Below are 11,316 nucleotides of genomic sequence, written 5' to 3' on the forward strand. Positions count from 1 at the left end.
GCTTCATAAATGTTTCATCGACAGCCGTTATGTTACTCAGACCTCAAACTTATTTAGTCTATCCAAACAGTAACGCTGATTCCGCAAACTGATACGAAGCGCAAACAGTCACAAGCCTGGTTGGATGGCATTCACTCTTCCACCTGGTTATGTTGGCGAAACTCGACTTAATGGAAACTTCTCCCGTCGTGAGAGACTATTACGATCAAATGATGAAGGACAGCTTCATCAACATTCTGGATGTATTCAATGAAGGCATTTTCTGTGTCAGCGTGCAGAATGAAATGTCCTTCATGAACCCCAATTTCTATCGCCAGTTCGGGCTGGGCACTGAATTTGCCCACATACAGGACTGGCTGGCATTGGTGCACCCAGATGAACGTGATGTCCTAGCCGGGGAAATACATAAGTTGCTGGAAAATCAGGTCAGCCGAATCACCAATCAATATCGGGTACGCCATTTAAGCGGACACTATATCTGGATAGAAGGCACCGCAATACTCAAGCAGCAAAACGGCAAGCGCTTTATTCTGGGGAGTCACCGGAACATTTCCGCTCAGAAGATGATGGAAGAGTATCTGCGTCAGGCGGCGCTAACCGATGTCCCATCCGGACTTGCGAATCAATCAAAACTGACCATAGAGCTGGAACGCCTTGCCAGACAAGAAGAAAGCGATTACGCCCTTATCTACATTCAAAATGATGAGATGCGCTTTTACCTCAACCACTACGACACCAAACTGCTCAAACGCATGCTCAACTTCCTGTTGCGCACGCTTAACGATCTCCCTTACGAAGTATCCGAACTGTACCGTTTGCGCACCGAAGATTTTGCTCTTTTGGTCAAAGGGGATCTCTGCGACGACGAGCTGTTGTCTCTGGGTCGACACATCATGTCAAATTATCAGGAAAGCCTGTCGGCCAATAACCTGGCGTACGGCAAAGACATCAGTGTCGGGATCTACCCTCGCGTTGACCGCAAACTTTCCCCGGAAGAGGTCATAAAAATCGCCGCACGCACCTGTCAGTTTGGCCGCGAGCGCAACAGCCATCGCCTGGAGATATACAGCAGTGACACCAGACGTAAAGTGGAGCGCTTTTTCTTCATCGAGCAAGGCCTGAAAAGTGCCATCGTCAATGGTGAGTTGAACGTGAAATTCCAGCCGATCGTGGATGCACAGTCGCAGCAAGTGGCCAGCTTTGAAGCATTAGTACGTTGGCGTTCTAAAACCTTCGGAGAAATTTACCCAGATGAATTCATTCCGGTGGCGGAGAAAAAAGGTTTGATTGTCGACCTCGGCTATGTGGTGTTTGAAAAAGCCTGCAAGTTCATTCACCGTTATCACCTGATGCACAACTGTGATGTCAAAGTAAACGTCAATGTCTCCGTGGTGCAGTTACTGACGCCGCAGTTCCCGGAGCAGGTCAATAATATCGCCACACGGGCCAATGTTCCTACGCGTAACATCGTGCTGGAGCTGACGGAAACCGTTATTCTTGATAATAACGAGTACGCGCGACGTCAGCTAAAAGAGCTGAAACAATACGGATTTAACCTGTCGCTGGATGACTTTGGCGCCGGCTACAGCTCACTCAACAGCTTTTTCGAGCTGCCCCTGAGCCAAATCAAAATCGATAAAGCGCTGGCCTGGCACTCGCTTAAACATCGGGTATCGTTCGACTATCTCGAATTCATCACCCAACTGTGCCGTACAAATGGCGTAGATGTAGTAATCGAGGGTATTGAAGATGCTCAAATGCAAAAAACGTTTGCCGAGATGGGCGCAACCTACCTGCAAGGATACTGGTTCTCCAAGCCACTGAGTATCGCCAGCGCCAGTCAATTCACCCTATGAGAGGGAGCATCATGGCGCCGACGGCTACCGATAGGGCTGCTGCCAAGTTTTTAGGTTCTCACCGCCATCACCTTAGACATTGTCACTGCGAAGTCTGCGGGTTTTTTCTGAATGCTTTTCACCTAATCACCAAACCGGCAGTGCTGCTAAAAACTGGATAAGCTCACGAGCTGTTGGGTGTATTCCTGTTGCGGATGACTGAACATGGCTTGAGTTTCACCCTTCTCAATCACTTCGCCATTACGCATTACAATCGTGTAGTGACAGAGCGATTTAACCACATTCAAATCGTGACTGATAAACAGATAGGTCAACCCGTATTTTTCTTGCAGTGACTTAAGGAGATCCAATACCTGAGCCTGCACGGTGCGGTCAAGTGACGAGGTCGGTTCGTCCAGTAAGATGAACTCGGGCTTGAGAATCAATGCCCGCGCAATCGCAATACGCTGCCGCTGACCACCGGAGAATTCATTCGGATAACGGTGCCGGGTCTGCGGATCCAAATCCACCTCTTCCATCACCTCGCATATCATACGATCGAGCGCATCTTCATCTAATTGCTGGTGATGAACCCGCAAACCTTCACCAATCACCTGAGCAACTGACATTCTCGGATTGAGCGCCGAAAACGGGTCTTGAAATACCACCTGCATTTTACTCCGATACGGTAGCATGCCTTTTCGATCCAATGCCTGCAAATCCGTTCCGGAATAAACGATACTGCCTTCAGAAGCGACCAACTTCAGAATTGCCATACCGGTCGTGGATTTTCCTGAACCACTTTCTCCAACCAGGCCAATGGAGTGGCCCCGCTTTAACTCAAACGCCATGTTTGTCACCGCTTTTACGTGTGACATAACCCGCTTAAATAATCCACCAGTGATCGGGAACCAGACTTTCAGTTGTTCCACGCTCAGCAGCGTTTCATTACCGAATGGGACATCCACCGGCAATCCTCGTGGATCGGAGTTGATCAACTGACGCGTATAGGGATGCTGTGGATCAGAAAACAGAGCCTGACATTCTCCTTGTTCAACCAATTTTCCGTCCTGCATCACCGCCACACGATCCGCGATGCGGCGCACAATCGACAAATCATGGGTAATGAACAACATCGCCATCCCCAACTCTTGTTGCAACGATTTCAACAAATCGAGAATCTGAGCCTGAACCGACACATCCAACGCCGTGGTGGGTTCATCGGCAATCAGCAGCTCAGGTTCATTGATGAGTGCCATGGCAATCATCACCCGTTGCCGCTCTCCACCTGAGAGCTCGTGCGGGTATGCATTGATTTTGACTTTAGGATGGCGGATGCCCACTTTGTCGAGCCAGGTAATCGCTAACGACTCCGCTTTGTTGGTGCGCATGCCGCGGTGAACCGCCAGAGTTTCTACCAACTGCTTGCCAATTTTGTGCAGTGGATTCAACGATACCATTGGCTCTTGAAAGATCATACCAATCCGCCCGCCACGAATACCGCGAAGCTGACGTTCTGAGCACGTGAGCATGTCAACGCCATCAAACTGGATCTGCCCATTCAGATAATGCGCTGATCCTCGGGGCAACAATTTAAGTACCGAGTTGGCCGTCACTGACTTACCCGAGCCGCTCTCCCCAACTAATGCCAGCGTTTCACCCTTATTGATGGAAAAAGAGACCTTGTCTGTTACTTGTTCGATGTTGCTGCTGCGGCCAAAACCAACCGACAGCTCCCGGATTGTTAATACTGTTTTCGTCATCAGGATCTCCCTTGTTGGTGCGGGTCAAACGCATCCCGGACCGCTTCGCCAATAAACACCAGTAGCGTCAGCATCAAAGAAAGCACCATAAACGCTGAAATGCCCAGCCAGGGAGCCTGAAGATTCGCTTTGCCTTGCGCCAGCAGTTCACCCAGCGACGGCGAACCGGCCGGCAATCCAAAACCCAGGAAATCCAGTGAAGTCAGTGTCGTGACAGAGCCGGAAAGAATGAACGGCATCATGGTCAGTGAAGCGACCATGGCATTTGGCAACATATGTCTGAGCATGATGCGTTTGTCATCCACGCCCATTGCCTGCGCGGCTCTCACGTAATCAAAATTGCGGCAACGCAGAAATTCCGCGCGAACGATACCGACCAGACTCATCCAACTGAACAGCACCATGATGCCCAGCAACCACCAGAAGTTCGGCTCAACAAAACTCGACAAGATGATCAGCAGAAACAAGGTGGGCATTCCCGACCAGATCTCAATAAAACGTTGCCCAAACAGATCCAGCCAGCCTCCGTAGTAACCTTGTGTCGCACCCACCGCAACACCAACCACACTCGATACAATGGTGAGCACGAAACCAAAGAGCACCGAAATACGAAAGCCATAGATAATTCTGGCCAAGACATCCCGACCTTTGTCATCGGTTCCCAGCCAGTTAACGGCATCCGGTGCCGACGGTACTGAACCCTGGATATTGTAATTGATCGTGTCATAACTGAAACGGATCAACGGCCAAACAACAAATCCCTTCTCTTCAATCAGTTCCAGAATATACGGATCCGTGTAATCCGCGGCAATGTCGAATTCGCCGCCAAAATCGGTTTCTGCGTACTCATGAAACACCGGGAAAAACCATTGATTGTCAAAGTCGACAAACAGCGGCCGATCGTTTGCAACCAGTTCGGCAAATAAACTGATGATAAACAATACAGAAAAAAACCATAACGACCACCAGCCACGTTTATTGGCACGGAAACGTTGCCAGCGCGCTTCATTTAACGGGTTTCTTCTTCTGGATGACACTAACTTCATTAACGCGCCTCAAAGTCGATGCGAGGATCGACCCATGTGTAAGTCAGATCGGAAATAATACTCAGGATTAATCCCAGCAAAGTCATGATATACAGTGAGCTGAACACAACCGGATAGTCGCGCTGAATCGTCGATTCAAAACCCAGTAGGCCAATGCCTTCGAGCGAAAACATTACTTCGATCAACATAGAACCGGTAAAGAAAATACTGATAAAGGCGCTGGGAAAACCCGCAATAATGATCAACATGGCATTGCGGAAGACATGTTTGTATAAAATGCTGCGCTCATCCAACCCTTTCGCTCTGGCTGTGACAACGTACTGTTTATTGATTTCATCGAGGAAAGAGTTTTTCGTCAACATACTCAGGGTTGCAAATCCGCCAATCACCATCGCCAGGATAGGCAGCGTTAAATGCCAAAAGTAGTCGGCAATCTGCTGATACCAGGTCAGTTGTTCAAAGTTGCCAGACACGAGCCCGCGTAGAGGGAACCAACTGAAATAGTTCCCACTGGCGAACACAATGATCAGGATGATGGCAAACAAAAAGCCCGGAATAGCATAACCGACGATGACCACCGCACTAGACCAGATATCAAATCGCGAGCCATGGTGGATAGCCTTGAGGATCCCCAAGGGGATGGAGATCAAATAGATAATCAGCGTACTCCACAAGCCAAGAGAGATGGAGACCGGTAAACGCTCCAAAATCAGGTCGATGACGTTCCCACCTTTAAACAGACTTTCACCAAAGTTAAAGGTGACGTAATTACTGAGCATGTCCCAGTAACGTTCAAGAATGGGCTTATCAAAGCCGAACTGTTTGCGTATTTCAGCGACCACTTCAGGATCTAACCCGCGAGAACCCTTGTACCCTGTCGGAGAGCCATTGTCGCTGGCCGACGGTAAGTCGACTTCACTACCGCCACCGGCAAAGCGCTCCATGATACCCGAGTTATGCCCTTCTAATTGGGCAATGGCCTGCTCTACCGGCCCACCCGGCGCAATCTGGATAATAAAAAAGTTAATCGTGATGATCGCCCACAACGTGGGGATCACCAATAACAGACGCCTGAATATGTAAGCTGCCATTTATCCCTCTTTTCAGCGACGCTTCTCTGGTAGCTTTTGCGCTTTCTGCTTGTCTACCCACCATGTATCCACACCGAGGTCGTACTTCGGTATCTCATTAGGGCGACCAAATTTGTCCCACATTGCAACCCGGTACATGCTGGTGTGCCATTGAGGAATGATATAAAAACCCCATTGCAATACCCGATCCAGCGCACGGCCCAAGGTCAGTAGCTTCTCCGGAGCCTGCTGATTTTTCGCAATTTCTTCGGTCAACTTGTCAACCACAGGGCTACGCACACCGGCAGTATTGTACGTGGAATCAATATAATGAGAGTTCCAGATAATCAGTAAGTTCGGGCTAGGATACGGGTTGGGTGAGTAGGACGACGAGACCATATCGAAATCACGTTCTCGCAGACGCTTGGTGTACTGCGTCGTATCGATGGAACGGATCTTCATGCTGATCCCCATTCGCTGAAGGTTTTTCTGCACCGGTATCGCAATCCGCTCAGTAGTTGGGCTGTAGATCAGCATTTCAAATTCCAGTGGCTCACCCGTTTTCACGTTGGTCATCACTTTGTCTTTCAGTTCCCAGCCCGCTTGCTTGAGCAAGGCAAACGCTTTGCGCATCTGGCTCCGAATCCGGCCACTGCCATCGGTCACCGGCGGCTGATATTCTTCCGTAAACAATCGCGGCGGCAGTTGGTCTTTAAATGGCTCTAATACGGCGCGTTCACCCGCTCCGGGTGTCCCTTTCGCTTCGTAGTCCGTGTTTTGAAAGTAGCTGCGCGTGCGAGTGTACTGGTCGTAGAACATATTCTTGTTCATCCACTCGAAGTCCATACCATAACTGAGCGCTTCACGAACTCTTGGGTCTTTGAAAACAGGACGTTCGGTATTGAACACAAACCCCATTGCAGCGGCTGGCTGTTGATGCGGGATCTCTTGCTTTTTGATGAAACCTTTATCGAAGTTCACGCCGGTGTAAGACGTTGCCCAGAACTTCGCTGAGGCTTCCTGACGAAAGTCGAATTCACCGGCTTTAAACGCTTCCAGCATCACTGTGTCATCGCGGTAGTAATCGTATTGAATACGGGTAAAGTTATTACGCCCCACATTGACTGGCAGGCTTTTCGCCCAATAAGTCTCATCCAGGCCATACGTAACACTCTGGCCTGACTTGTAATCCACAATTTTATATGGACCGCTGCCCACCGGAGGCGTATTCAGCGGTTCGGCAAAGTTCTTATCTTTCCAGAAGTGTTCTGGCAATACCCGTGTCGACTGCATAAAGCTGAACAGTTTTTCCCGGTTTGACGTCGCCATATCAATGCGCACCGTGAGCTTGTCTTTCACCGTCACGGACTTGATGTCTTGAAAATAGACCCGATACTGCGGGACTCCTTCCGTCATAAATTTATTGAACGTAAATGCCACATCTTCTGCCGTAATGGGCTCACCGTCCTGAAAACGCGCATCAGGATTGATGTCTATCTCCCCCCACGTGAAATCATCAGAATAACGCACCTTCTTGGCAATCAAGGGGTAATAAGCGTCAATCTCATCGCTGGGTGAAAACATCAGTGAATCGTACAATTCCGCGGTGCGTGCCGCGGCGACGCCTCTTGATGCATAGCGGTTGAAGTTGTCGTACGTACCAATCGCACCAAAGGTGATGCTACCGTATTTCGGGGCATCAGGATTCACGTAGTCAAAATGGGAAAAGTTTTCCGGATACTTCGCTTCTCCAAAGCCGACCAGCCTGGTTGTTTCGACCACCGCGGCACCACTGGCAGCGCTGAGTAACGATATGGATACGCCAAGTACGATGCGATTCATTTTCCCCATCTGGTAATCTCCCTGAACTTCTCTTATCTCTTAAACGGCTTAAACGCGTTTAATATTAATAAATCAATCACTTGAATAAGTATAGAGAAGAATACCAACCTTGAGACCGTTTTTGAAAAACAAATCGAACTTTCTTTTGCTGCGGTTATCTCAACTAAAAATGAGAAGGAGTGACTATGATCGTAACAACAACCCCAAGTGTGGAAGGTAAACGGATTGTGGCTTACAAAGGCGTGATCGCTGGCGAAGCCATTCTTGGTGCGAACTTGTTTAAAGATATGTTCGCGGGTATCCGCGATCTGGTCGGCGGCCGTTCTGGCACCTACGAGCGGGAGCTGCAACGTGCCCGCGAAATTGCGTTTCAGGAACTGGAGCAAAAAGCGCAAGACCTCGGCGCCAATGCCGTGGTTGGTGTCGATATAGATTACGAAGTGCTTGGTCAGGGCAATGGAATGCTGATGGTTTCTGCCAGCGGAACGGCTGTTGTCGTAGACTGAACATGGAACATAAAGCCGCTGAACAATCAGCGGCCTTATCGTTAAATCATCTCTTTGGCAATCAACTGGAGCAAATACGTTTCTCTCTCGATGCTCATGCCTTTTTTCGGGCTGTCTGCTATAGTCTTTTCGTTATGGGCAATGGCCTCGTGGATGTTCATCCAGACCGCTTTCATGCCGTTTTTTATCTCATAATCTTCATAGCGAGTTTCGCCCAGCTCACGATCAATTTTGCACGTATAGCAGTATGAAATCATATGAACAATGTCTGCATTGTCTTTGTACCAGGGACGGAACTCCTCATAGATACCATACGGCTTGATGCTGTGAATGTTGTTCGCCCCGGTTTCCTCTTCCAGCTCGCGGATCATGCCCTCAATGACGTCTTCACCTTCATCAATCCCTCCACCAGGAATGGAGTAATCATGATAACGCTCGGTATAGAGTAAAAGAATGTCTTCTCCATCCACCACAATCGCACGAGCTGCATTGCGCTTGAACACAATCTTATTGTCGAGGTGGTCAATGTCAGGATGGAGTGTGGTTTTGATATGTCGCATAAATCGGAGCCAGAGATTGTCAGAGCGTCGATTATACCTCCGGTTAACCAGATCTCAACCGGAGGCTGCGATGGCGTTTAACAGGCGTGTAAACCTAAACGCATAATATGTTGCGGACCCGCATTACCACCATAGTAAAACGTCTGGGTGTCTTCGAACCCGACTTTCTCGTAGCAGTGACGAGCAACCGGATTTTTACAATTCACCGTCAGATACAGCCAGTTAAACGCCGGATAAGTGCTCTGGATAAATGACTTAATAACCGACATCGCTCGGGTACCCAAACCTTGCCCCTGGAAACGCTGGTCGATAAAGAATGCACGAAACCCAAGTGTTCCCGCTTCGCAAAAATCATACGCATGCTGATAGGTCATATCCGTCAAGAAAAAACCGACCACAGCGCCATCGGCCAGAATCACATTGGGGTGAACTGCCGTGGAAATCAAACACAAAATCTCGTTAATGTCGCCAACATACTGCATCTGCTCCGGAGAAACGCTCAGGTCGCAGACCTCTTCATAATGGGAGGGCGTCATTTGTTCAATTTTAATCATTATATTGTCCTTAAGAAGTCAGAACTGCATTCCTTTGCAAGCAGAGAACCGCCCAATACCACTTAACTGGTATTGCCGATAAACCGTACTCCACCATAGAAACGAGGTCATTGAATTTCAAAGGAATTGTTTAAAAATGAGGTGTCGTCACGCAACCGCATCGTCTTGTTACTTGCAATTGGACAAAAAAATGCCACAAACATTCCGTTTGTGGCGTTACATAATTATATGCGTATAAATTGGCGAGGGTCTAATGTTGATATCAGAACCAGAGCGAAAAACTCACGTCTCCAAATCAAATTAAACATCCAGGAAAAGCCCATTGAAAAAATCACTGACACTTTTCCCACTCCTGAAGTCGCAACGTCAGACATAAATAGCTTCAGGAGCGTTTGTATTATGGCTGAGCTACCGGGCGATAACAGGTTGTAAAATACAACTTGACAAATAGTAAAAACATAAGCGATGCGGGTTTTGTCACTGATAAAACCGTTACCAGGATCACTTTATATTCGCGAAATTACCAGTTAAACGAGGCGTAAATCGTCGGTCGATTGGATTTTTATCGATTGACCTTTATAACTGATGTAGCTGCCTTGACAATAAAGCCGGACGAGTTTCAAAATGACCTTCTTTCATCAATTTCCTACGATTAAACCGTTAACATGGATGTACGTGATTTAAATATGGAAATGGCCTCTAAACAGTTTAATGAGGTTATTTCAATCAGTGACAACCGCGTTATCCATCTCGCTTTTTCAAGAATCAATATTGATAACAATCTCGTTAATACCATTTCGACGGATTACGAATGGCATTTAATGTATTGGGATTCCGGTTTGTATCGCAATATTGGTTCGCGTATGCGCAGTGGCATCACAGAGTGGACGGCTTATCGCGATGACAATCACAACAGTTTGATGGCTCAGCGTGGGATCAAATACAAAACCGATTATACGCAATTGTCTCCAGACAATCAGTGTGTCGATATCCTCTCTGTCGCGACCAGCGCCCCTCTGCTGCCGGCAGAGCAGCATCATCTGGCCAGTTTGCGACCGGCATTAGCATTTAAAGCCGACACCATTTGGAAACATTGCCAGACAAAGCCCATCTCCTTAACACAGTCGATTCAATCTGCCCCCAACACACCTCACTCCCTAATTCAACTCAGCTCCGACAAAGATGCGTTTTTATTTGGTGATGTGTGTCTGAGCAGTAAGGAAATGGAAACCATACGCCAGTTACTTGAACTGAAAAGTATCAAAGAGATTGCGTTTTTTCATCATTGCAGCCAACAGGCTGAGCGGAATCGCATTGAAAAAATTAAAGCGAAATTCCGCTGCGAAAACCGACCACTCTCCCACCTGTTCCAACAGCTCAAACTTTATGGAGTGACTGAAGCATGTCTGCATCACTGCACCACGTATCCATCACCTGCCAGTCGTTGACAACAAGTCTGGCCTTTTATCAACAATTCGGATTCGAGATAGAAAAGCAGTACCAGGATGACAAGGTCCACATTGTGTTACTCAGTAATCAGACTTCAGCTCGAATAGAACTGTTTCAGTTTCATCATTCACCACTCACCGAATACAAAGAGGAGACTTGCTTACCCCATATACAGCGCCGTGGAATCACACATTTTGCGATTTGCGTCAGTGATATCGAAACAACAAAACAACAATTATCTGGCACAGGGAAATGCTCTGATATATCCCTCGCCAGGCTAGGTGGCTTTAGGTACTTCTTCACGCTGGATCCGGATGGAAATCAGTTGGAGATAATCGAGGAAAACAATGAAACTTAACTGGAAACAGAGATTTGGAGTTGTCTCTGGTAACGTATTCGAATTTTATGATATTGCAGTTTACGCTGCTATTTCTCCATACATCACTAAAATTTTTGAGCAACAAGGCATCAGCGAAGGTGGCATCCTGGTGTGGATCATTTTCGCCCTACGCTTCCTGCTGCGCCCACTCGGTGGCATCGTAGTCGGTAAAATCGCGGATGAACACGGCCGTAAACAGGCGCTGATTTTTACCAGTACCCTAACTGGTATTGCAACCCTGTTGATGGCGTGTCTGCCGGTGGAGTTTTTTGGTCAGTACATCATTTTTGCCTTTTTGATTCTGCAGATGGC

General features: G+C 47.9%; 11 protein-coding genes. 5 read left to right on the top strand and 6 right to left on the bottom strand.

What is annotated here, in order from left to right; all coding sequences use genetic code 11:
- The first annotated feature begins 170 nt into the window (after positions 1-170).
- The gene (locus CAG65_RS17855) at positions 171-1,856 is read left to right on the top strand and encodes a GGDEF domain-containing phosphodiesterase (RefSeq protein WP_040902455.1); all 1,686 of its coding nucleotides are present in this window, start codon (positions 171-173) and stop codon (positions 1,854-1,856) included.
- A 146-nt stretch (positions 1,857-2,002) separates the two neighbouring features.
- Here the strand turns inward: CAG65_RS17855 and yejF are convergent, their stop codons facing one another.
- From yejF to CAG65_RS17875, 4 genes are read right to left on the bottom strand one after another with little or no spacing between them, the layout of a single operon-like run.
- Positions 2,003-3,598 (bottom strand): microcin C ABC transporter ATP-binding protein YejF, encoded by a 1,596-nt coding sequence (gene yejF, locus CAG65_RS17860; protein WP_161454492.1) that lies wholly within the window; start codon positions 3,596-3,598, stop codon positions 2,003-2,005.
- Complete coding sequence (locus CAG65_RS17865; RefSeq protein WP_161454493.1) at positions 3,598-4,644, bottom strand: ABC transporter permease; 1,047 nt, start codon at positions 4,642-4,644, stop codon at positions 3,598-3,600. Before CAG65_RS17865 ends, yejF begins: the two co-directional genes overlap by 1 nt.
- Positions 4,644-5,735: a microcin C ABC transporter permease YejB gene (locus CAG65_RS17870; RefSeq protein WP_161454494.1), complete on the bottom strand. Its 1,092-nt coding sequence runs from the start codon at positions 5,733-5,735 to the stop codon at positions 4,644-4,646. Before CAG65_RS17870 ends, CAG65_RS17865 begins: the two co-directional genes overlap by 1 nt.
- A 12-nt stretch (positions 5,736-5,747) precedes the next feature.
- Positions 5,748-7,565, bottom strand: coding sequence for an extracellular solute-binding protein (locus tag CAG65_RS17875; RefSeq protein ID WP_161454495.1), 1,818 nt, complete (start codon positions 7,563-7,565; stop codon positions 5,748-5,750).
- Between the two features lie 176 nt (positions 7,566-7,741).
- On the opposite strand from CAG65_RS17875, the gene CAG65_RS17880 reads away from it, so the two are divergent.
- A complete protein-coding gene (locus CAG65_RS17880) occupies positions 7,742-8,062 on the top strand; it encodes a heavy metal-binding domain-containing protein (protein WP_021704813.1) in 321 nt (106 codons plus the stop codon).
- Positions 8,063-8,103: 41 nt separating this feature from the next.
- On the opposite strand, the gene CAG65_RS17885 is transcribed toward CAG65_RS17880, so the two are convergent.
- Both CAG65_RS17885 and CAG65_RS17890 read right to left on the bottom strand, forming a co-directional pair.
- Complete coding sequence (locus tag CAG65_RS17885; RefSeq protein ID WP_161448621.1) at positions 8,104-8,622, bottom strand: NUDIX hydrolase; 519 nt, start codon at positions 8,620-8,622, stop codon at positions 8,104-8,106.
- 77 nt (positions 8,623-8,699) lie between these two features.
- Positions 8,700-9,176: a GNAT family N-acetyltransferase gene (locus tag CAG65_RS17890; protein ID WP_161454496.1), complete on the bottom strand. Its 477-nt coding sequence runs from the start codon at positions 9,174-9,176 to the stop codon at positions 8,700-8,702.
- A gap of 686 nt (positions 9,177-9,862) precedes the next feature.
- Between CAG65_RS17890 and CAG65_RS17895 the strand changes: the two genes are divergently transcribed.
- From CAG65_RS17895 to CAG65_RS17905, 3 genes are all read left to right on the top strand, one after another.
- Positions 9,863-10,624 carry a hypothetical protein gene (locus tag CAG65_RS17895; RefSeq protein ID WP_052035735.1) on the top strand — a complete coding sequence of 254 codons (762 nt, stop codon included), beginning with the start codon at positions 9,863-9,865 and terminating at the stop codon, positions 10,622-10,624.
- Positions 10,579-10,983: a VOC family protein gene (locus CAG65_RS17900; protein WP_161454497.1), complete on the top strand. Its 405-nt coding sequence runs from the start codon at positions 10,579-10,581 to the stop codon at positions 10,981-10,983. Before CAG65_RS17895 ends, CAG65_RS17900 begins: the two co-directional genes overlap by 46 nt.
- Positions 10,973-11,316: MFS transporter (locus CAG65_RS17905; RefSeq protein ID WP_161454498.1), on the top strand; the 344-nt coding region annotated here is incomplete at its 3' end. The genes CAG65_RS17900 and CAG65_RS17905, both read left to right, overlap by 11 nt.

The sequence above is a fragment of the Vibrio sp. V39_P1S14PM300 genome (genome assembly GCF_009904765.1).
GTDB classification, from domain to species: domain Bacteria; phylum Pseudomonadota; class Gammaproteobacteria; order Enterobacterales; family Vibrionaceae; genus Vibrio; species Vibrio proteolyticus.